The 21,763-nt window shown below is 33.0% G+C and carries 27 protein-coding genes; 20 read left to right on the top strand and 7 right to left on the bottom strand.

Annotated elements, in window-relative coordinates; translation table 11 throughout:
* Position 1 precedes the first annotated feature (1 nt).
* The 3 genes from ACZ42G_RS00725 to hypE are packed head-to-tail and all read left to right on the top strand — an operon-like array spanning position 2 to position 2,321.
* Positions 2 to 241, top strand: coding sequence for a HypC/HybG/HupF family hydrogenase formation chaperone (locus ACZ42G_RS00725; protein WP_085112501.1), 240 nt, complete (start codon positions 2 to 4; stop codon positions 239 to 241).
* An 18-nt stretch (positions 242 to 259) separates the two neighbouring features.
* A complete protein-coding gene (gene hypD / locus ACZ42G_RS00730; protein WP_464850985.1) occupies positions 260 to 1,312 on the top strand; it encodes a hydrogenase formation protein HypD in 1,053 nt (350 codons plus the stop codon).
* A gap of 19 nt (positions 1,313 to 1,331) precedes the next feature.
* Positions 1,332 to 2,321 carry a hydrogenase expression/formation protein HypE gene (hypE, locus tag ACZ42G_RS00735; protein ID WP_464850986.1) on the top strand — a complete coding sequence of 330 codons (990 nt, stop codon included), beginning with the start codon at positions 1,332 to 1,334 and terminating at the stop codon, positions 2,319 to 2,321.
* Between the two features lie 27 nt (positions 2,322 to 2,348).
* Here the strand turns inward: hypE and ACZ42G_RS00740 are convergent, their stop codons facing one another.
* Positions 2,349 to 2,759, bottom strand: coding sequence for a cell wall hydrolase (locus ACZ42G_RS00740; RefSeq protein WP_464850988.1), 411 nt, complete (start codon positions 2,757 to 2,759; stop codon positions 2,349 to 2,351).
* A 125-nt stretch (positions 2,760 to 2,884) separates the two neighbouring features.
* On the opposite strand from ACZ42G_RS00740, the gene ACZ42G_RS00745 reads away from it, so the two are divergent.
* Together ACZ42G_RS00745 and ACZ42G_RS00750 are read left to right on the top strand one after the other, a co-directional pair.
* On the top strand, positions 2,885 to 3,370 hold the full coding sequence (locus ACZ42G_RS00745) for an N-acetyltransferase family protein (RefSeq protein WP_464850989.1): 486 nt from the start codon (positions 2,885 to 2,887) through the stop codon (positions 3,368 to 3,370).
* 46 nt (positions 3,371 to 3,416) lie between these two features.
* Positions 3,417 to 4,958 (top strand): DEAD/DEAH box helicase, encoded by a 1,542-nt coding sequence (locus ACZ42G_RS00750; RefSeq protein WP_464850991.1) that lies wholly within the window; start codon positions 3,417 to 3,419, stop codon positions 4,956 to 4,958.
* Positions 4,959 to 4,995: 37 nt separating this feature from the next.
* On the opposite strand, the gene ACZ42G_RS00755 is transcribed toward ACZ42G_RS00750, so the two are convergent.
* Positions 4,996 to 6,018 carry an NAD(P)H-dependent flavin oxidoreductase gene (locus tag ACZ42G_RS00755; protein ID WP_464850993.1) on the bottom strand — a complete coding sequence of 341 codons (1,023 nt, stop codon included), beginning with the start codon at positions 6,016 to 6,018 and terminating at the stop codon, positions 4,996 to 4,998.
* 235 nt (positions 6,019 to 6,253) lie between these two features.
* Between ACZ42G_RS00755 and ACZ42G_RS00760 the strand changes: the two genes are divergently transcribed.
* Genes ACZ42G_RS00760 through ACZ42G_RS00770 form a run of 3 tightly spaced genes read left to right on the top strand, consistent with a single transcriptional unit; the run spans position 6,254 to position 8,186 of the window.
* Complete coding sequence (locus tag ACZ42G_RS00760) at positions 6,254 to 6,622, top strand: GntR family transcriptional regulator (RefSeq protein WP_434642899.1); 369 nt, start codon at positions 6,254 to 6,256, stop codon at positions 6,620 to 6,622.
* Positions 6,623 to 6,673: 51 nt separating this feature from the next.
* On the top strand, positions 6,674 to 7,540 hold the full coding sequence (gene pmtA / locus ACZ42G_RS00765) for a phenol-soluble modulin export ABC transporter ATP-binding protein PmtA (protein ID WP_464850995.1): 867 nt from the start codon (positions 6,674 to 6,676) through the stop codon (positions 7,538 to 7,540).
* Positions 7,533 to 8,186 (top strand): ABC-2 transporter permease, encoded by a 654-nt coding sequence (locus ACZ42G_RS00770; RefSeq protein ID WP_464850997.1) that lies wholly within the window; start codon positions 7,533 to 7,535, stop codon positions 8,184 to 8,186. The genes pmtA and ACZ42G_RS00770 overlap by 8 nt, the downstream gene beginning before the upstream one ends.
* Positions 8,187 to 8,318: 132 nt before the next feature.
* Here ACZ42G_RS00770 and ACZ42G_RS00775 read toward each other — a convergent pair whose 3' ends face one another.
* A complete protein-coding gene (locus tag ACZ42G_RS00775) occupies positions 8,319 to 8,405 on the bottom strand; it encodes a putative holin-like toxin (protein WP_350494259.1) in 87 nt (28 codons plus the stop codon).
* Between the two features lie 227 nt (positions 8,406 to 8,632).
* On the opposite strand from ACZ42G_RS00775, the gene ACZ42G_RS00780 reads away from it, so the two are divergent.
* Positions 8,633 to 9,289 (top strand): HAD family hydrolase, encoded by a 657-nt coding sequence (locus ACZ42G_RS00780; RefSeq protein WP_464850999.1) that lies wholly within the window; start codon positions 8,633 to 8,635, stop codon positions 9,287 to 9,289.
* A 33-nt stretch (positions 9,290 to 9,322) separates the two neighbouring features.
* On the top strand, positions 9,323 to 10,726 hold the full coding sequence (locus ACZ42G_RS00785) for a B12-binding domain-containing radical SAM protein (RefSeq protein ID WP_464851000.1): 1,404 nt from the start codon (positions 9,323 to 9,325) through the stop codon (positions 10,724 to 10,726).
* Between the two features lie 17 nt (positions 10,727 to 10,743).
* Here the strand turns inward: ACZ42G_RS00785 and asrC are convergent, their stop codons facing one another.
* From asrC to ACZ42G_RS00805, 4 genes are all read right to left on the bottom strand, one after another.
* Positions 10,744 to 11,733 (bottom strand): sulfite reductase subunit C, encoded by a 990-nt coding sequence (gene asrC / locus ACZ42G_RS00790; protein ID WP_464851001.1) that lies wholly within the window; start codon positions 11,731 to 11,733, stop codon positions 10,744 to 10,746.
* A 12-nt stretch (positions 11,734 to 11,745) separates the two neighbouring features.
* A complete protein-coding gene (asrB, locus tag ACZ42G_RS00795; RefSeq protein ID WP_464851003.1) occupies positions 11,746 to 12,537 on the bottom strand; it encodes an anaerobic sulfite reductase subunit AsrB in 792 nt (263 codons plus the stop codon).
* 6 nt (positions 12,538 to 12,543) lie between these two features.
* The gene (asrA, locus tag ACZ42G_RS00800; RefSeq protein ID WP_464852068.1) at positions 12,544 to 13,554 is read right to left on the bottom strand and encodes an anaerobic sulfite reductase subunit AsrA; all 1,011 of its coding nucleotides are present in this window, start codon (positions 13,552 to 13,554) and stop codon (positions 12,544 to 12,546) included.
* A gap of 130 nt (positions 13,555 to 13,684) precedes the next feature.
* Positions 13,685 to 13,984, bottom strand: a complete 300-nt coding sequence (locus ACZ42G_RS00805) for a YmaF family protein (RefSeq protein ID WP_464851005.1) — start codon at positions 13,982 to 13,984, stop codon at positions 13,685 to 13,687.
* A 105-nt stretch (positions 13,985 to 14,089) separates the two neighbouring features.
* Here ACZ42G_RS00805 and ACZ42G_RS00810 point away from each other — a divergent pair, with 105 nt between their 5' ends.
* From ACZ42G_RS00810 to ACZ42G_RS00855, 10 genes are all read left to right on the top strand, one after another.
* Complete coding sequence (locus tag ACZ42G_RS00810) at positions 14,090 to 14,785, top strand: hypothetical protein (protein ID WP_274893761.1); 696 nt, start codon at positions 14,090 to 14,092, stop codon at positions 14,783 to 14,785.
* 612 nt (positions 14,786 to 15,397) lie between these two features.
* Positions 15,398 to 15,868 (top strand): hypothetical protein, encoded by a 471-nt coding sequence (locus ACZ42G_RS00815; protein WP_464851007.1) that lies wholly within the window; start codon positions 15,398 to 15,400, stop codon positions 15,866 to 15,868.
* 43 nt (positions 15,869 to 15,911) lie between these two features.
* A complete protein-coding gene (locus tag ACZ42G_RS00820; RefSeq protein WP_464851009.1) occupies positions 15,912 to 16,550 on the top strand; it encodes a hypothetical protein in 639 nt (212 codons plus the stop codon).
* Between the two features lie 19 nt (positions 16,551 to 16,569).
* Entirely contained in the window at positions 16,570 to 16,848 is a 279-nt protein-coding gene (locus tag ACZ42G_RS00825) for a hypothetical protein (protein ID WP_464851010.1), read from the top strand.
* Between the two features lie 156 nt (positions 16,849 to 17,004).
* On the top strand, positions 17,005 to 17,316 hold the full coding sequence (locus ACZ42G_RS00830) for a hypothetical protein (protein ID WP_464851012.1): 312 nt from the start codon (positions 17,005 to 17,007) through the stop codon (positions 17,314 to 17,316).
* Between the two features lie 109 nt (positions 17,317 to 17,425).
* Positions 17,426 to 18,040 (top strand): VanZ family protein, encoded by a 615-nt coding sequence (locus ACZ42G_RS00835; RefSeq protein WP_464851014.1) that lies wholly within the window; start codon positions 17,426 to 17,428, stop codon positions 18,038 to 18,040.
* A gap of 56 nt (positions 18,041 to 18,096) precedes the next feature.
* Positions 18,097 to 18,654, top strand: coding sequence for a copper amine oxidase N-terminal domain-containing protein (locus ACZ42G_RS00840; RefSeq protein ID WP_464852069.1), 558 nt, complete (start codon positions 18,097 to 18,099; stop codon positions 18,652 to 18,654).
* A 277-nt stretch (positions 18,655 to 18,931) separates the two neighbouring features.
* The gene (locus ACZ42G_RS00845; protein ID WP_464851016.1) at positions 18,932 to 19,366 is read left to right on the top strand and encodes a hypothetical protein; all 435 of its coding nucleotides are present in this window, start codon (positions 18,932 to 18,934) and stop codon (positions 19,364 to 19,366) included.
* Positions 19,367 to 19,414: 48 nt separating this feature from the next.
* A complete protein-coding gene (locus tag ACZ42G_RS00850) occupies positions 19,415 to 20,233 on the top strand; it encodes an AsnC family protein (protein ID WP_464851018.1) in 819 nt (272 codons plus the stop codon).
* Between the two features lie 191 nt (positions 20,234 to 20,424).
* A complete protein-coding gene (locus ACZ42G_RS00855) occupies positions 20,425 to 21,318 on the top strand; it encodes a hypothetical protein (protein WP_274893768.1) in 894 nt (297 codons plus the stop codon).
* The last annotated feature ends 445 nt before the right edge of the window (positions 21,319 to 21,763 follow it).

Genomic DNA, 21,763 nt, shown 5'->3' on the forward strand with positions numbered 1-21,763 from the left:
TATGTGTATTGCTGTCGCACAAAAGGTAGTAAAAATCGATGGAGATGTGGCAGAGACTGAATTAAACGGACTAAAAAGAAGGGTGTCCATATCAATGGTACCTGATGTCAAGATTGGAGATTATGTCATGGTTCACGCAGGTGTAGCCATAAGCATTGTAGATAAAGAGACGGCTGAAGAAGATCTAAGGCTTTGGGAAGAAATGGAGGAAGCTTTGAGAGAAAGCTTCAAACAAAAATAAGAAAGGAAAGGTATTTCTATGCAAGGCATCATAAATACAGCCAAAGAGCTTATAGATAGGTATAATACTGGAGAATCTATTAAAATAATGGAAGTCTGCGGTTCTCACACTATGGCTATATCGAAATACGGCTTAAGGCAGATATTGCCGCCAAATATAAAGCTCATATCGGGGCCAGGATGTCCTGTCTGTGTGACGGCACAAAATGAGATTGATGCATCAATATCTTTGGCAAGTCAAGGAGTGACTATTGCCACATTTGGAGATTTGGTAAGAGTGCCTGGAAATGATTCTTCGCTGCAAGAGGAGAGGGCGAAAGGCAGAGATGTGAGGGTGTTTTATTCACCACTTGATGCACTGGATTATGCTATAGCAAACCCAAGTAAAGAGGTAGTTTTTATTGGGATAGGCTTTGAGACGACAATCCCGTCTGTTGCCATGACTATAAAAGAAGCGTACACAAAAAAAATAAAGAATTACAGCGTGTATTGCCTTCATAAGACAATGCCAAAGGCATTGGAGGTACTTGTTGTAAATGGATCAGACATTCGGGGATTTCTACTTCCAGGCCATGTAAGTGCCATAACAGGAAGCACTATATATAATTTTTTGGTTGATAAATACAATATTGGCGGTGTCGTATCCGGATTTGAAGCAACAGACATATTGATGAGCGTCGTAATGATTTTAAAAAACTTAAAAGATCCTAAGATAGAAATTCAGTATAAAAGGGTCGTAAAAGAGGAAGGAAATACTGAAGCGCAAAGATTGATGGATGAAATATTTGAAGAAAGCGATGCTGAATGGAGAGGCCTTGGCATGATAGAAGGATCAGGGCTTAGGATACGTGATAAGTATAGCGAATACGATGCAGAGAAAAAATTTAAGATTAAAAAGCCCAATAGCAGTACAGAGATAAAAGGCTGTCGCTGTGGTGATGTGCTGAAAGGGATTATAACGCCAAAACAATGCCCACTGTTTGCCAAAGCTTGCACACCTTTAAATCCTGTTGGGCCTTGCATGGTTTCATCAGAAGGATCTTGTGCGGCGTACTACAAGTACGGCGAGTAAAATCGAGGAGGAACGGTATATGGAAAAGGTATTGATGTCACACGGTGGCGGCGGTTCGATGATGCAAAGCTTCATAAGCGAAATATTCATAGAAAAGTTCAATAACGAATATCTAAATCAGATGGAAGATGCAGCATTGCTGCCAGGCAAGACCGTTTTTACTACAGACAGCTTTGTAGTAAAGCCTGTTTTCTTTCCAGGTGGTGACATTGGAAGGTTGGCAATATGCGGTACTGTAAATGACGTCTCCATGCGTGGTGCAAAGCCTCTTTTCTTGAGTGCATCATTTATAATTGAAGAGGGATTTCCGGTTGATGACATTAAAAAGATAGTCGACTCTATGGTAGATGCGGCTAATGAAGCTGGTGTACAAATTGTGACAGGTGATACAAAGGTTGTAGAAAAAAACAGTGCAGATGGAATCTTCATAAATACTGCCGGAATAGGCATTTTACCTGATGGAGCTTACGTGTCTATTAAAAACGGAAAACCTGGAGATGTAGTGATAGTTTCGGGGACAATTGGAGATCATGGGATGGCAGTGATGGGTGCCAGGGAAGGGCTTGATTTTGACCCTCCTCTTCTTTCTGATGTGTCACCTTTAAATAAAATGGTGGAGAAGCTTATGGCTCTTAGAGATGCTGTGAAAATCTTAAGAGATCCTACAAGGGGCGGTGTTGCGGAAGTTCTGTACGAGATAGCTGGCATGAGCAATGTGGGAATCAAAATTCATGAAGATAAGCTGCCTGTGAAAGAAAGCGTAAAATCGGCTTGTAGTATGTTAGGCATCGATTATCTGCACCTTGCTAATGAAGGAAAGCTTGTGTGTGTAGTTGATAAAGACTTTGCTTATAAGGCATTGGAAATAATGAAAGAGGATAAATACGGTAAAGATGCCGCTATTATAGGTGAAATCGATGACTCTGGCCTTGTGACGATAGAAACAGTCTATGGCACAAATAGAATCGTTGATAGACCAATTGGCGAACTTCTTCCCAGAATATGCTGAAAGAAAGCAGGGCATTGCCCTGCTTTCTTATGCTATAAAATTATGTTTTCCTATGGAAACATTCACTTTTTTTGATTTAATCCAATCGTTTGTTGCTGTATACATATTGTAAAAGTACAGAGAACCATCTGTGGGATCTTCTCCTTCCAATGCTTTTAAAGCTGAAATAATACATTCATCGTCTATTTTTTCTATATTGAATATGCGATTATTTGCTACGCTTTCAAATTGTCCAGGCTCAAATATGACTTCAGATATTGTATCAGGGAAATTTGGATTTTGCACTCTGTTTACGACCACAGCTCCTATGGCGACTTTTCCAATCATTGGTTCACTTTCGCTTTCTGCCTGAATTAATTTTGCTAAAAGCAAAACATCATTGTAATCAGCATTTACTATAAATGAGTGTTTTTTTATATCAAACGATTTATTATTCATATAATACATCTCCATGAGAATTTTTGAAAATTATTTTGATTATATATATGCAATTTCAGCATTATATGTTAAAGTATTTATATCGGATTCTTTTAAAGCCAATTTGATTGAAAGGAACGGTCTTTATGATCATTCGAAAAGCTAATATAGATGATATTGAAAGGATAAATGACATATACAATCAAGCTGTATTAAACACGACAGCAACAATTGATACTGAACCAAGGCCATTAGAGTATCATAAAAAGTGGTTTGAGGTCCACAATGACAGATATACCGTTTTTGTGGCAGTAGAAGACGACATTGTTGTAGGTTGGGCGTCATTATCCATTTGGTCTGAAAAATGCGGCTATAGAGCTGTGGCGGAAGACTCGATTTACGTTGATGAGTCGTACAAGGGGCGCGGCATTGGGGATAAATTAATCAAGAAGATTATAGAACACGCAAAGGAAAATGAATTTCACACTATAGTAGCCAGAATATCTGAAGGCAACGATGTAAGCATTCACTTGCACGAAAAGTACGGCTTCAAAATTGTTGGTACATTAAAGGAATTAGGTTACAAATTTAATAGATACCTGGATATTCACATATTGCAGTTGATTTTGTAAAAAATAATACCAGGTGAATAAAAAATATTAAGGAGACAAAAGATTAATGGATTTTAAGGAATTAAATTTAAATGAAAAAATTTTAAAAGCTATCGATGATATGGGATTTGAAGAGCCATCTAAAATACAGTCGGAAGTAATACCCATTTTATTAGAAGGGTCAGATGTAATAGGACAGGCAGAGACAGGAACCGGCAAGACGCTAGCGTACGGTGCACCTATCATAAACAATATTGGTTCAAATGAAGGGAAAGTGTTTTGCCTTATTTTGACTCCTACAAGAGAGTTGGCAATACAAGTAAATGATGAATTGGCCCGCATTGGAAAGTATTCTAAAGTGAGATTGCTTCCTGTCTATGGTGGCGTGCAAATAGATAGGCAGATTAAAGCAATAAAAAGAGGCGTAGATATAATAATTGGCACTCCCGGCAGAGTTCTGGACCTTATTAAGAGGGATATATTGAGATTGAACGATGTGAAGTACCTTGTTTTAGATGAAGCAGATGAAATGCTGGATATGGGGTTTATAGACGATATTAAAGAAATCATAAACCATACAAATAAAGAAAGACAGACCATGATGTTTTCTGCCACGATGCCGGATGAAATAAAGAATCTTGCAAAGAAATACATGAAAAGCGATGCAAAATTTATTTCTATCGTAAAAAAGACTATGACCGTTTCAACAGTCCAGCATTTTTATTACGAGGTGAAAAACCAAGAAAGGTTTGAATCTCTTTGCAGAATATTAGATGTTGAAGAGCCGTCAAGCACGATAATTTTCTGCAAAACGAAAAAGGAAGTTGATGAGCTTACAGAAAATATGCAGTCGAGAGGATACAATGTTGAAGGTATGCACGGTGATATGAGCCAAAATCAAAGGATAAATACGCTTAGGAAATTCAAAGAAGGTATTTTGGATTTCTTAGTGGCGACTGATGTAGCAGCAAGAGGCATAGATATTGAAAATGTGACACACGTCATAAATTACAATCTGCCACAAGATGTAGAATCGTATGTTCACAGAATTGGCAGGACAGGAAGGGCAAATAGAAGCGGCGTCGCTTATACATTAGTGACATCAAGGGAGTATCCAGCATTAAAGAGGATAGAAAAAGCCACAAGATGCAAAATAAAGCGAAAAGAACTGCCAACTGTAGATGACATACTGGAAGTCAAGTACAATAAAATGATAGCTGAAATCAAAAAGACATTGGAAAAAAAAGATTATAAAAGGTTTGTGCCATTGGCAATGGAGCTTGACGAAGAATACAACCTTGTAGATGTTGCGGCAGCTTTGATGGATATGTATTATGGGGAAGATGTGTATAGAAATGACATTGAACGGGATTATTTAAGGCTGTTTATCAATTTAGGGAGAAAAGACAAATTCAATAAGAGGACTGCAATTAAGCTTTTTTCAGATTGCCGCATTCCCAAAAATGATATACAGGATATAGACATATTTGAAAAATTTTCGTTTGTAAATGTGGCCAGAAGCGCTGCAAAAAATATAATTGACCAATTGTCTGGTAAAACAATCGATGGTAAAAGAATAAGCGTAGAGATTTCAAAGCCCAGAAAATAATTTAAAAAGACTGCCAATACGGCAGTCTTTTAAATAGTCACATGTTTAAATAAAGCGCTTTATTATACTCATCCATGATAGTACCAATTAAATCTTTAACGGGTATTATCTTATCCGCTCTATAGGCATTGGCCCCGGCAAATGCAAATCCATTTGCCATAAGTCCTTTTTGAGCGTTTATAAGTGCTTGCGATATACAGTAAGGGCTTTTTTTATAGTCACACGTCTTAATGCAGTGATACAAACACTTATATGGTTTTCTTTCACCTGATTTTACATCATTAAGGAACTTATTAATGATTGCTCTACCTGGCATACCGACAGGACTCTCTATTATAGCTATATCTTCTTTTTTGCAGTTTAGATATGACTTTTTAAATTCATCTGACGCATCGCATTCATCGGTTGTGACAAAACGCGTGGCCATTTGTACACCAGCAGCACCCATTTTTAGATATTTGTATATGTCTTCACCTGTATATATTCCACCAGCAGCAATGACAGGTATTTGCTTTCCTGAGATTTTCTCATATTGTCTTGTTTTTTCTAATACGTCTTTTAGTATTTTATCAAGAGAATAGTCAGGATTTGATATTTGCTCATTTGAATATCCTAAGTGACCACCAGCCATTGGACCTTCAACGACAACAGCATCTGGCAAATAATCGTATTTTTGCAGCCATCTTTTTGCTATAAGATTGAATGCCCTTTCAGATGAAACAATAGGTACTAATTTAGTCTTAGATGTTTTATTCAAAAATTTAGGGAGATTTAATGGAAGTCCTGCGCCGGAAAAGATTATATCAATTCCTTCATCTATTGATGTTTTAACCATATCAGCAAAATTTGAAAGTGCTACCATTATATTAACGCCAATTATACCTGTAGTTTTTTCTCTGGCTTTCTTAATTTCCTTTCTAAGTGCCCTTATATTTGCCTCAATGTAATTTGTAGCAAAATCTTTTTCCAACATGCCAATACCTGCTGCAGATATTACGCCGATGCCACCTTCATTGGCGACGGCAGAAGCGAGATTGTTTAGTGACACTCCTATGCCCATTCCACCTTGGATTATTGGTAATTTTGCCACTAAATCGCCGATTTTTAAACTTTTAATATTGATATCTATTGTAAATTCCTCCTCATATGATTTTATAAAGTTACTCTAACATTATTTTGATGGAGAGTCAAGAAAAAAAATACATAGATGTGATTGACATTGATGTTAATACTGTATATAATATATATATACAGTATTAACTATATACAGTTAAAAGAAGGAGATTTGCATGTAAATGAACATTGTAATTTCGAATTCATCTGATGAGCCAATATATGAACAGATAAAAAGGCAGATTAAAAATTCAATCTTAAGCGGTGAACTTAAAGAAGGAGAATTACTTCCGTCAATTAGAAATCTTGCAAAAGAACTTATGATAAGCGTTATCACGACAAAAAGAGCTTATGAAGACCTTGAGAAGGAAGGTTACATTGTTACAAAACCTGGCAAAGGATCATATGTAGCCGCTCAAAATAAAGAATTTATGAGAGAGATGAGATTAAAAATTGTAGAGGAGAAACTTTCTGAGGCTGTTGAGGCGGGAAAAGCTATTGATTTAAAGTTAGAAGAAATGGAAGAGATGCTGAGACTTTTATATGAATGAAATTTATCTTACAGATTAAGTATCTATCAATAAGTTTTAGGAGGTTGTACGATGGAACCGATATTGGAGGTTAAAAATCTGAGGAAAAATTATAGAGGTTTTAGTTTGAAAGATATAAGTTTCAAACTTGATAGAGGATATATAATGGGATTTATAGGACAAAATGGCGCCGGGAAAAGCACTACTATAAAGCTTATAATGAACTTATTAAAAAGAGATGGCGGTGAAATAAAGGTCTTTGGAAAGGATAATATAAAACATGAGATGGAAGTGAAAAATAAGATAGGTTTTGTGTACGACGAGTGTTATTTTTATGAAGAATTGACTGTTTTAGAAATGAAGGAAATAATTGCATCGTTTTATAAAGAATGGGATGATGATTTATTCAGTAAGTATATTAAAAAATTTGATATACCGCCAAAAAAGAAAATAAAAGATCTCTCGAAGGGAATGAAGATGAAGTTTTCACTGGCGATTGCTCTTTCTCATAATGCCGATTTATTGATGATGGATGAGCCTACGTCAGGGCTTGATCCTGTTGTTCGCAGTGAAATTTTAGACATTCTTTCGAATATTATTCAGGATGAAAACAAAAGCGTGTTTTTTTCTACACATATAACATCAGATTTAGATAAGATAGCTGATTATATAGTTTTGATTGACAATGGTGAGATAATACTATCATCTTCAAAAGATGAGATTTTAGACAATTACGGCTTGATAAAAGGCAACAAAGAATTGTTAGATGATGAGATAAAAAAGAGATTTGTTGGAGTCAAGATAAACAATTTTGGCTTCGAAGGTCTTGTATACGACAAAAAGCAAATGAAAAGAATTTTAGGCGATAAGGTGTTAATCGAAAAGCCGACGTTGGAAGATGTAATGCTCTATTATACCAGGAGGGATTTTAATGTATAGTCTATTGTTGAAAGATATATTAGTGCAGAAAAAGCAATTTTTATACGGCATATTGTTGGCAGCGATTTATTCATTTGCCTTCAGCAGCAATAATTTAGGCGGCGTATTGACTGTTTTTGTATTTCCATACATTTTCGTGCTTACTGCCGCTTCATATGAAGAGAAAAACAGATCCGAAATTGTTTTAGCCAGCCTCCCAATCAAGCGTTCTATTTTAGTAATGGAAAAATACGTATCCGTTTTTCTGTTTGCTGCATTAGGTGCAATAGAATATATAATAGTAGTGGGTATTGGAAATATGCTTCAGTTACCTATAAGGTTTTCCACATTGACGATTGAACCAGTTTTGATTTTTGGATTAGCTGTTTATTATGGTATATACCTGCCTTTTTATTTTAAATTCGGGTACATCAAGACGAGATGGATAAACTTTGTCATGTTTTTTGGATTGTTTTTTGGTGTTACGGGATTAATAAGTGTAATAAACAAGTATGGAACGAACTCTCAAGTATTAAATTCTTTAATCACGCTTTTTAAGAATCAATCAAATACATTTGTGGCAAATGAACTGATTATAATGGCACTTCTCATTTATGCTCTTTCATATATGATTTCAGTAAAGATTTATAATTCACGTGAATTCTAAGGTTTAATTTAAAATTTTAGTTTATTTTTTTGAAAATTATGCTATAATAAAAATAAAGAGGCAGCCGTCCGCAAAATGCGGTTGCCCCAAAAGACGGTTTAAATTTTAACCGCTCTGGGTTCAGCAGGGCGGTTATTTCTTCCTCTTAAAATCGAGGATTGCTATAATTAACATTCCAAACATTATCATCAAAGACAATGCTTGATATGTATTTATCATAGCAACCACCTCCTTATAAGGATAGTGGCAACCGCACCCTGCTTGTTCGACTACCTCAAGTATAATTATAACATATTTAGATATATGTAGTGTCTAAAATTTTTTGCAATAGTAAAGCACATCATTTGGATTAAGGAAAACGACAGTAATTATATGAGGGCTTCACAAGAGATTAAATAATTTATATACTATATGTGTAGCGAATAAAGGTAGAAGGAGTGCTTAAAGTGTTTGAAGCAGTTATTTTTGATATGGATGGTGTATTAATCGACAGTGAGCCACTGCACATACAATTGGAAGAAGAGATTTTCAAGGAAATAGGAGCCAATATATCTTTTGATGAGCATATTTCGTTTGTGGGGACAACGTCTCACTATATGTGGGAATATGTAAAAAATAAGTGCAATGTGCCCCTTACGGTTGAAGAACTTGTTGAGATGGACAGAAAAAGGTATTTTGACTATATATCAGAAAATGACGATGCAGTAAAACCTATAGAAGGCATAGACGAAATTGTAAAAGAATTGTATTCAAGAGAAGTGAAACTTGCAGTTGCTTCATCATCACCTATTGATGTAATTGAACTTGTTGTAAAAAGACTCAAGCTTGAAAGCTATTTTGACAAGCTTGTATCAGGTGATTTTGTACAGAGAAGTAAGCCATATCCTGATATTTTTCTTTATGCGGCAGAAAAACTTAATATTGTACCTGAAAAGTGCATAGTAATAGAGGACTCAAATAAAGGAGTTTTGGCTGCAAAAAGCGCTGGCATGAAAGTAGTGGGATTTATAAATCCTAATTCGGGAGATCAAGACATAAGTATGGCGGACATGGTTATACGTTCATTCTCTGAATTGAACTACGAAAAATTGCAAAATATATAAAATTGTTACATATGCTTGGAGGATTTTTAAGATTTGTGTAGAAATATATATTTGTTGTGTATTGTTGGAAATTTGAAAGGAATTGATACAATGGAGCAGTACGATGTTTTTCTTATAAATCCTCCATCATCAAATATGAAAGATAAATATGAACATTTAGGACTTGCATATATAGCAGCTTTTCTTAGAAAAGAGCACATCAGTGTAAAGATAGTGGATATGCCACTTTATGATTTGTTTCCAGATGATGTTATTTACGATATAAAGCAAGACAAGCCAAAATTGATAGGTGTAAGCATACCTTTTCAGGATGGTGCGATTGAAGCTTTAAGTTTTATAAAAAGAATAAAGGAAACGGGCTATAAGGGGCATTTATCTGTAGGTGGCATATACCCTACTTTTTCATACGATGAGATATTGATGGAGTGCCCTCAGATTGACACAGTTGTTTTAGGTGAAGGAGAGCTCACTTTTACAGAGCTTGCAAAAAAGATACTAAAAGATGAAGAATGGAAGGATATAGAAGGCATAGCTTATAAGGACGGCGATACTTTAAAGGTAAATGACAAAAGACCTCTCATAGATGACCTTGATAACATGCCATATCCTGAAAGAGATACGCTTCCGATAGTAATCTTAAAATCAGGTTTTGCATCAATACTTACATCAAGAGGATGCTATGGAAGATGCAGCTTTTGCAGTGTTGGGCCATTTTTTTCTCAGTTTGGTCAAAAATATAGGCAAAGAAGCGTAGAAAATGTCATTGATGAGATAAAAATACTATATGAAAAATACAATGTAAGAAATTTATTTTTCAACGATGCTGAGTTTGTAGGCGGTAAAGGCAAAAGTTATGAAAGGGCATATAGATTAGCCGAGGAGATCATACGAAGCGGCATGAATATCAATTTTAGCATACAATGCAGAGTAAACGATGTAGACAAGGAGCTTTTTTCCATTCTAAAGAAGGCTGGGCTTAAAAGAGTATTTTTAGGTGTTGAATCAGGATCGCAAACAGTTCTTGACCGTTTTAAAAAAGATGTAAGGGTTGAGGATAATATAAATGCTTTAAAGATTTTAAATGATTTAGAGCTTTATATATCTATGGGATTTATAATGTTTGATCCGCATATAAATTTTAAAGAGCTTAGCGAAAACATTTCTTTTATAAATAATGCAGTGAAATTGATAGGCAAGGAAAGGCTTGACTATTACCCTGTAAGTAGACTCTTGCCATTAGCAGGGACAGAAATTGAAAGAGATATGAAAGAAAAAGGCTTGTATAAAGGGAATTCTTTAAACTACAATTATGAATTCGATGACAAAGCTATTGGATTTATTTACAATTTATCACATGGTGTGTTCAATTTAGTTGGCAATTTAAAATCAAGGTTTAAAGGAAATAGCGATATCAATACTAAATGGATAAAAAGATAAGCCGAAAATGGCTTATCTTAATCGTATATTGTATTTCTTTCGTATCTATAACCTGTGTAATCTATATGATTTGCTACTTTAGCTTTTTTAGACAGTTTGACGTCTTTTAATACTTCTTCTTTAAACTTTTTAAATCCTTCCCTATCGACAATATATCCAACATGCTCTTTATCTAAGGTTCTGTCGATGTATTTATCGATAAAGTCGTACATGTTTTTTATTATTTTTAGCACAGATTCTTCGTCTGCCCACTCGATAAATGTCTGCGCCAGTCTTGGGTTTTTCTTGCCTGTTCTACCCATTATGACGATTCTATAGTATTTTTCGCCTCTTGTCCATGCAGAAGTTGGACACTTCAATATGCATTCACCGCAACCAATGCATCTATTGGGATCCCTTACGACTTTGAAGTTTTCAAAAGTAAGGGCACCAGTCACTCTTCTTTTACAGTTCTTTACACATGCTTGACACCCGATACATCTTGATGGATCGTAAATTGGTTCAACTTGACCTATGATGCCTATGTCTTGCATGTGAGCTTTTATGCAATCATTGGGGCAACCAGTGACTGCGATTTTTACGTGATAGTCATTAGGGTATATTAGATTTTCTATCTTTAATGCAAGTGCTGTTGTATCGTAGTTGGCAAATGGGCATACCCGATTACCGATGCAAGCCGACACGTTTCTTGTGCCTGCGGCAGGGTATCCTCCTTCTTCATCTTCTATTTGGACACCTTCATCTTTAAGTCCTCTTATAATAGGGGATATAAGTTCATTTATCTCGTCAATTTTCTCCATTGATATTCCTGGTATTTCGAAGCCTTGACGCGTGGTAATGTGAACAGTTCCATTGCCGTACTTTTCAGCTACTTCCTTTATTATGTCGAGATACTTTATATTTAGATCTCCACCGGGAACCCTTATTCTTAGAGCTGTTATGCCTCTTTGCTTTGTCACTCTATATGCATTTTTCTTTAAGAGTTTTGTATCGATATCGAGAATCATTATTTCACCCCTTTAATCGAGAAGTTGTTTGGATTTTGTATAGTTGAATACAGGACCTTCAAGGCAAACGTATGTTTCATTTATCTTGCAATGGCCACATTTTCCTATGCCGCATGACATTTTTCTTTCGAAAGATACCCATATATTTACCTCTGGTATACCTCGCTTTAAAAATTCAAGGCATGTAAATTTCATCATCATAGGTGGACCTACGACAATTACGATCGTATCATTAGGGCTTTCGATACTTAAATCTGGTATAAATTTTGTGATTAAACCTGTATTTCCTGTCCACGTTTCATCTCCATTGTCAACAGTCAATAAGACATCAAATTTTTCTTTCCATTTTTTTATTTCATCTTCAAAAAGTATGTCTTTTTGAGACTTAAAACCCACCAAAATATTGAGGTTTTTTATCTCTTTAGGATTTCTGTAATACCTGTTTATTATGCTTTTGACAGGTGCAAGACCTGTACCGCCAGAGGCGATCACTACATTTTTATCTTTAAAATCTTCAATAGGGAATCCGTAGCCATATGGGCCTCTTATAAACAAGAAATCTCCCGGTTTTAATTCATGTATAGCATTTGTTACAGTGCCTACTTTTCTTATGGTAAGTTCGATGTATTCATCAGTGTAATCGCTTATCGATATTGGAGCTTCACCGATTTTGGGTATAGATACTTGTAAAAACTGTCCATGTTTTGGCAGAATATTGGATTTTAGCCTAAAAGTATAATCGATATCCGTTTGAGGAATTATAGACAATATTTCTGCTTTTCTTGGCATATATACATTTGCCATTTTGATTCACCTCTCTACTGCATCAGTGACTTTTGACACGATCTTTATAAATGAAATGTACTCTGGACATACATCGTCACACCTTCCGCATCCTACGCACATTGTTGTTCCAAAGCGTTTTTTGTAGTCGTATATCTTGTGCATCACCTTAAACCTCATTCTCTCACCGTATTTTTGCCTGTAGCTGTGACCTCCTGCCACATCAGTAAATCCATCTACCATGCAGCTAGCCCATACCCGCCTTCTCTCTCCGCATTTAGGGTTATCTTTGTAAAATATATCTTGCATTGAAAAGCAACTGCATGTAGGACATGATACAGTACATCTTCCGCAAGCTATGCATCTTTTCGTGTATTCGTCCCACAATTCATGATTAAATACATATTCTATATTTCGAGATATTTTGTCTACATCAGGCAATTTAATTTCGATTTCATTTTTTTCTATAAATTCTGGAGTGAATTCCACTTCTTTGCCTGAAAAAGCATAGCTAAACTCGTCGTTTTTTACATCGCATGTTATCTTGTCATTGTCAAACCGGAAAAAAACATCATAATCTAAAAACTTGTTAGAACTTGTTGACACACAGAAACAAGTAGAAAAGCCTTTTGTGCACTCTATGACAAAGAACTTGACTTTATCTCTCAGCCTTTTGTAATAATTATCTTCATAAGGACCATTTTTTAGAAAAATATTGTCTAATTTTAGATATGAGTTAGCATCGCAAGGTCTTAAAAAGACGATGATTCCTTTATCGTCAATTTCAGGTTCTTTGTATTCATCTTCTGTAAAGTAAAATAGGGTTTGTGTTATAGGGTAAATCACCTCTTTTGGGGAATACCTTGATTTTTCGCTTAATTCTATATCTCGATAGGAAGAAATTTCTCCGTATGTCACAAGATCAGTATCAGAAAATGAACCTTTTCCCTTCAATCTTACAGGAGCAAATATTTTGTAATCTTTGCTTAATATTTTCAGGGCATCGTCAAAACTTTTTACATCTAATTCAATACCCATCATATCACCTCGTATTGCTGTTTTCATGACTAATGGTTATTTATTTAACAAAATTTTATCATAAAATCGCAAATTTTTATGTGATATATCTCACAAATAATATAAAAACTCCCTCAAAAGAGGGAGCATATTAACTGTATATTTGCTTTGAAGTGCAATTGCTGTAATTATGATAGTGGTCTTTATCGTAAGATGTTCTGCCATCCATTTTGTGGACGTGGCCATCTTTAGTCCTTATGGCAGGTCCTGTGTATCCATTCACATAATGTTTGTGATTTTTGGCTATAGACGTGTACCCAGAGTAATAGTGTATATGGCTTGTGCCATATGGTATGGCATAGCTGGTACATCCTTTGTAATCATGGTTGTGCTCTAACACTGTGCTGGTTGTACCAAAATAATCATGGTAGTGTTTATCTCCATCTGACATAATATATACCTCCAAAATATATTATTGTATTTTACATTATATGTTTGATGTTGATATAGTGATAATATATAAGTAATAAGACCGAATTAAGAGAGGTGCAAATTGATGAATAAAAAATTGGTAACTAAAGAAAGCATTCTTATAAGCTTGGCAGTATTATTGATTGCTGTAATTGCAATCATGTCATTGACAGGCTTACAGGATAAAAATAAAAATGAAGATATAATTAAAATAAAACAATTAATTAGTGATGCAGAAAACATGGAAGCCTCAGTTTGTATTTTGCCAGAAGCGTATACAACTTCACCAGATATAGATGTTCCAAGTGACGTTGCAGATGCCATGTACCAAAGGGTTGTTTCAGAAGCAGAAAAATATTATAGTGCAAAGTCTGGAATTCTGGCTGACAGAATTCAGATTTTACAAATGGGTGTTAAAGCTGAAATAGAAAGTAAAGATTATAGGGACAAGAATAATATAGTTGAAAAAATAAATTTTATCAGTGTTGATGTAAGCGGTGATACAGCGACTGTAATAGCTGATGTGACTGGACATTCAACCGCTGTAGGATTAGTTCCGGAAGGTATTGATATTAGCAAATACAAAACAAGTGATAAAAAAGAAGAAATGAAGCCGGAAATGAAAGCAAAATTACAAGAAGATATAAAGAATGCTCCAAAAAAATTAGTTACATTTACACCGGGAGGAACGATGAGATTTTACTACAATTTAGCTAAAGAAGATGGAGTTTGGAAAATAACTTCAAGAAAAGGTGACTATCTACCCGGACAAGGACCATAAATATAAAAAATTTTTAAAAACTGTAACAAAATCCAGTGTAATCTGTTTTATAGGTATGTTATTTGGAGAGAACAATGATATAAAAATAATAATGACAGCTATAAACATAGGCATCATAGACACACATGGCAATATATTATAGAATGAAGTGTCTATTAAGAATTAATAATGGAACCTCATACTGTCGGGTTCCATTATTAATTCTATGAAAACTATTTTTTCTCTTTTCGTAAATGCAATAAGTGCATAAAAAACTCTCCAAATCTTAACCTTTCACCAATATAATTTGCTGCATTCATCAAAACTTTAATAATTATGATAAATAAAAGTAAAACATATATGAATTGTAAAATATACATAATATTGACCATAATTTTCTTCCACTTCAAAAATATTATTGTATTTTTATATATTATACAATATAGTTTAAAAAATGTATACATTTTTTAGAAGTTATAAAATCGAGATTTGATAAAAATTTCCTTTAAAATCTATGAATTTTTACTTTGATTTAAAAAATTTTTTATAAAAAACTGTAACGAATTTTATTTTAATTTGTTTTATATTTATGAGAGGAAAAAATAGTTAGGTAGATTTTGGGGTTATGTAGAGGTGATTAAAATAAATAAAGATAAACTAATCTCGTTAATAGTATTAATAATTTTGTCTTTATCAATTTTAATTGTTATAAGTGCAAAATATATTATTAGTCATAGATATATATATAATGAAAATATTGATACAAGTGCCATAAAAGCATTAAAAGAAAAGTTAAATGAATCTAACTGTATTACCGAATATAAAATTTATTATTCCAGACCTTATTTATATTTTTCTATAATTATTGATTCAAGGTGTAAAAAAGAAGATGCATTAAATGTTTTACATATAATTAGGGATTTTGCGATTAAAGAAGGTAATATGGAAGAATTAGAAGACAAATTTTATATACTGTCTATAGATGCCAGATTTTATAAAGATAAAAATATGAATAGCAAACCTATTTATTGGTTTTCTGGCAGTAGCAAAGATGGGTATAAAGTATGGTATGATGAAATTGGAAATGTGAAATTATTTGATTAAGTGTGTATTTTTATTCATCAATAATGCATGGCGGAGGGATTTTATGAAAAAAATAATAATATGCATTGCTATTGCTGTTACAGCAATAAGTTTGTATTTTTCTATTTTCATTACTTATAACATTGACAATACTAGAGAATCGGAGCGAAATGCTATAATTAAGAAAGTCTCTTTATTACAAAATAAAATGATTACAATTTCAGATTCTTTAAAAGACATTTTAAAAAATTCAATAAATATAGAAAAAACTATAACAATAGATAATGTTAAATTCACGCTTTTTTCTTGTAGCATACCAAAAGTTAAATTTAAATTTGCTGGATATGCTATTTTGAAAAAAGGAATAAACAACAAATATAAAATCGAATCATTTGGGTATGGAACAAATCTTAATAATGATTGTATTATCAAAATTAATAAAGAGAATCATTTGGTTTTATATGGTATAAATTATAAAGGGAAAATAGCCAAAATTGTTGGCAAATATGATAATCGAAATTATGAGGTCAATATCAATATAGATGATGAATTTTATTTAAAAGATTTTAAGCTAAACGGAATGATTGAGAATACTAATTCGATATGTATGAATTGGACATTATATGATAATAACTTGAATGATATTACAAATCAAATTAATAGAGAATACAATGAGGAGGTATTAAAATACCATGGAAAGTAAGAAAATTACTCATACTTTTATGTTAATAATAATTGTTTTATTGTTGATATTAGTTTTGGGCAATCGAACAAGTAGCGTACAATATGTCCCCAACAATAATGGATATGCAAGTCACAATATTGCCATAGTAAATATTGGCAATAATCGTATATTAATAATGGATCCTGATATAAATTCAGGCTCTTTTGGCAAGGTAATGGTATTAGAATATGATGAAAAAAACTTAAAATTTAAAGTAATTCAGGAAGAAGATTTAAAAAACGAGTTTAGAGGTTTTTTAGGTTTATCAAAAAGATAAAGCAAAAAAGAATTGATTATGTCCAGCTTAATATAAAATTTCTATTTATTAATAAAATTGTTAAATAAAAGTGTAAAATTATTGGATGGTGTTAGTATGAACTTTGTGGCAATATTAGTTATGTTACAAGGGGCCTTGTATATATTAGACTCAATTATGAGGATGCTTGAAAGAGTAAACTTTAAAATTGGCAGTAATGTCATACTAAGCACAAATTTTTATTTTATTGGTATCATATTTGGAGCTGTATTTATTATATCATCAATTGGGTTATTAAAGAAAAGAAAATATGGATATTTTTTAGCATTATCTCTTTATACAATATTGATTATTTATTATTTAATGGCTATAGCATATTTAATTATTAACCAGCAGTATTTTTTGGCATTTTACTGTATTGCTGTAATGGCTGTTTTTTATATGATTATTAATTATATCAGGAAGAATAAATCAGAGTTTACTAAATAGTTATATATTTTTTAATACTCTAAAATTGCATTAATTTTAGCGAAATATGCAACAATGAACAATGACATGTTAAATAGACTAATTTAGGTATTGTGAGGAGTTGTTATAATTGGGATTAGGTATAATGATAGACATTAAAACTATTATGCCGGTGATAGTTTTAATATATGGATGGCTAATTTTTTATATGTGGAGAAAGAAACAACGCAGTATTGGATATATATTATGTTTTTCGATATTTTTCATATATTTGCTTTCTGTAGCTCACTATACTTTGTTTCCGATTCGATTGTTCCAACACAATGACTTGATTAAAGATGAAATTGATTGGAAAAATGGTTTAAACTTTATTCCATTTCGTGAATTGACATATTCTTATCTTAATTCAGTACAAGGATGGGGGAATGTGATAATTACCATTCCTTTTGGTTTTGGACTGCCGTTTATAAGTAAAGTCGATCTGAAATCAGTTATTTGGAAAGGGTTCTTGTTTTCTATTTCGATAGAGCTTTTACAGTTTTTAGAAAACATATTTTATTTATCTGGTTATGGTGCCAGAAGGGTTGATATTAACGATGTAATACTGAATGCCTTAGGAGTATTATTAGGTTACTGTTTATTTTGTATACTTTCTTGGCTTTATATTAAAAGCATACCGCCAAATGAAAAGGTGAAAGGAGTGTGGGATCATATTCACAAAGTTTTAATTAAGAGAGAATTCTAGAAGTATATTACCTGGGCTGGTTTGGATAATATGATTAAAGAGGAGTTGGTGTGAGGATGAAATTTACTTTTCTTAAACGTATTTTGTTTGTTGCTATTTTTGCTGTTGTATGTACAGGATCCATCGCTTACGCTGTACAAGATGATGGAAAATCTGTAACCAAAGAAACTGTCATGCAAGCAGGATATTCTCAAGAAATGGACAATGGCATAATCATTTATAAAGATTCAGGTGGAGGCACTGTAATACATTTTCCTTATGTTCCGAAAATCAAGTTAAACGGGCAAGAGATAAAATTTACTAAGGAGCCATTTACTTTAATAGACGGAATTACAGTAGTACCGGCCCGTGAATTTTTTGAAAAATTAGGTGCAACAGTGAATTGGCATAATGACAGTCAAACAATAACAGTAGAAAAAGGCAGTAAGACTGTAGAGTTGACAATAGGGTCAAAGGTAGCAAAAATAAATGATAAGATCAATGAACTTCCGGTGAAGGCGAGATTAGTCGATAATTGCACATATATTCCCCTAAGGGTTATAAGTGAAGCATTTGGATATAAAGTCGATTATAAAGATGGTATTATAACAGTAGATGCTGCTCAAGGTAATTAAATATAGTGCATATCTATAATAAGCTGTTGACAAATGTAACTTACAAAATAAGGACAGAAAATGCTCTGTCCTTATTTTTTTATCTTGCAATTGAAGAAAAATAAGAGGTAAAAATGCTTTTTTGTTCCTTAAAATGATATTTTCGTTCCTAAATTGACAATATTAAAATGAAATCATATATACTGAAATTGATAAAAAATTTTTATAAAAAACTGTAACGAAATCCAGTGTAAGTTGTTTTATATTTATGAGAGGGAAAAATTAGTGAGGTGATAGTGTGTTTAAAAAATTCTTGTCTATTTTTGTACTGACAATAATAATTATGACATCACTTTCAACCACTGGTTTTGCGGATGATGGTATTTCAAAAAAATTAGTGACAAGTCCAATAACGCCTAATTGGATAGCCATATCCCAGTTTACTAACACATTCGACATATCATCGATGGGAAAATCAACTGTCGACAGCGTATTATATGCTTTCAGCGTCGACAAAATCAGAATTGATGCTTATCTTCAACAGTACAAGAACGGAAACTGGGTGACAATCAAAAACTGGTCAACCACATCGACAGATATTAGCTGTTCCATAAGTGAAATATGGTATGTTGAAGAAGGGTATTATTACAGGCTTGTAACAAAAGGTACAGTCTATAGAAATGGAGTTCAATTAGAGCAAGCCAACTATACAAGCGATGCACACTGGTATTAAAAGAGGATATTGCGATTAACGGAAAGATAAAATGATGGAGTGATATTGATGAACAATGACGCATTTATAAAAAGAGGAAACGGAAAACTGACTGTATCTTATGGGGAATCATTGCTTATAAATATCAATCCCCACAAAAACTCCTTTGATAAAATAATCGATGAAAATATACTGTTAAAAAAGAGAAGAGATAATAACTTTTTAATATTACTGTTGAACAACTTTGTAAATCAATGTTATAGGTATAGAGTACTTATTGAAAAGGGATATTTCTTTATTCTGTGTGATAAAGACGGTTATGTGATTGAAATTATAGCTAATGACCAATTAAATGAAGATTTTAAAAAACTGCAATTTAGAGAAGGCATAAGCCTAAGACTTGAAGACAGTGGAACAAATGCAGTCAACATAGCCATGGAATACAAAAGCCTTGCACAGTTATACGGAAAAGACCATTATTGTGACCTGTTTAAGAACTGGTATTGCACTGCAATGCCTATTACAGATCATTATAGCAAAGAAATAGTTGCATATCTTGATATATCACGCATAAAGATTCCCAGCATAAAAGAGCAGAGCATTACACTAAAAAACATAGCAATTTACATTGAAAAATGTATATCGTATAGAAGTGCAAATATGTCTTTCATAGGAGGAGAGATCGATGATACTGATAAGCTTATCCTATCATCATTGGTCCGAAATGGGGTAAGGAAAGTAGTAATGGACGAAGTAGGCATATCTGATAGAGCATTGAGAAACCATCTAAATAAATTAGGCATATTGTTTGATGCAGACAATGATATAAAAATAATAATGACAGCCATAAACATAGGCATCATAGACACACATGGCAATATATTGTAGAATGATGTTCCGGAATTCGGCACTTACTTCATAAAAAATGTGCCGAATTCCGGAACTTCCCAAATGTTGGACTTGGAGTTATAATGTAGTCAAACAAATGAATGGCCATTCGATGTTTAATAAAAATGTAGTTAGTATGCTGTTTTGGTATCGAAATAGTGTTACTAACTATAAAAGGGAGATGTTTAGTAATGTTAAAAAAGGCTGTTTCATTGGTTCTTGTTGTAGTGCTTCTTTCAGTTTCATCATTCAATTATGTTTTTGCTACTAATGAAAATAGCTCAAAAATGGCTACGAAAAACGATCTTGAAATAATGGTTAACAAAACTGACAATGATAATTTAACGGCGACAATAAGAAATAAATCAAATGGAACTCAAATAAATTATGTATACAAAAAAGATATTGATGGAAGTTCGATGTTACAATATAACATAGATAATAAATATAATGTTAAAGTAATAATTGATAAGAACAATAAAGTAAGAACTGAGATGGATAAAAAAACAATTGATGAGTTTAATAATATGATAAAAAATCAAAGTAATGTAATGTTGCCAAGTGTAATCTCACCAAACTCGGTGATTGGTGGTGGCGGTGGTGAAACGCAATGGAATGATGGTATTTTAGAATTTGTTTCCGGTTGGAATAGTGAAATAGGTAATATAGTCCCTTATGCTCATCCAGATTATTTATATTATAAGATTGGTTCGAAGTATAATGCAAATTTAACTGGATATACCTACAATTTCACACAAATTGGGACCGATACCGTATCAAATATTAATACTGTAACAGGCATTGCTTTAGGAGGATTAATAGGAGGAGCTATAGGTGCTACGGTGGGCGGAACTTATGGTGGTTTAATGGGATCAATTGTTGGTGGGGCATTGGGAGGATATTTTGCAAATAAAGGTTGTCAAGCGCTGGAAGACGAAAGAGGTACAGTATGGTCACAAATTGATAAGGATCCTGAACTTGTCAACAAAGGGACTGTATATTTTCCAAGCTATTATGCACATTTTAAAGTTATATCTGTTGGGCCATATTATGTAGATGATTATTACTTCCCAATGCCACAATAGATAGATTGAATTTTATCAATAATGGCAAAATGGAAATCAAAAATTGGTGATATAATTATTTAGTACATCAGTTGAATCGCATTTATAAAATAAGATGAACGATATATTTAAATTTTTATCGTTCATCTTATTAAAAGATTTTATTAAAGGGTGGAAAATATTATGAAAAAGAGGTATGTAATTATTATTTATATATTGTTTTTTAACATTATAGTATTATACGCATCAACAATTTTGATAAATAATTTTATTAATGCATTTGAGATAGCATATATGAGATTATTCATATACCACACTATTATGTTGCCTCAATATCATGATGTTTTATTAACAAGATCTCTCATAATATATTTAGCTGGTGCATTTCATATAATAATTTTATTTTATTCGTTAGATAAAATTTTTGACAAAAAGTATGTCAATGATAAAATATACAAAAAAGGGC

It is taken from the genome of Thermoanaerobacterium calidifontis (genome assembly GCF_055381745.1).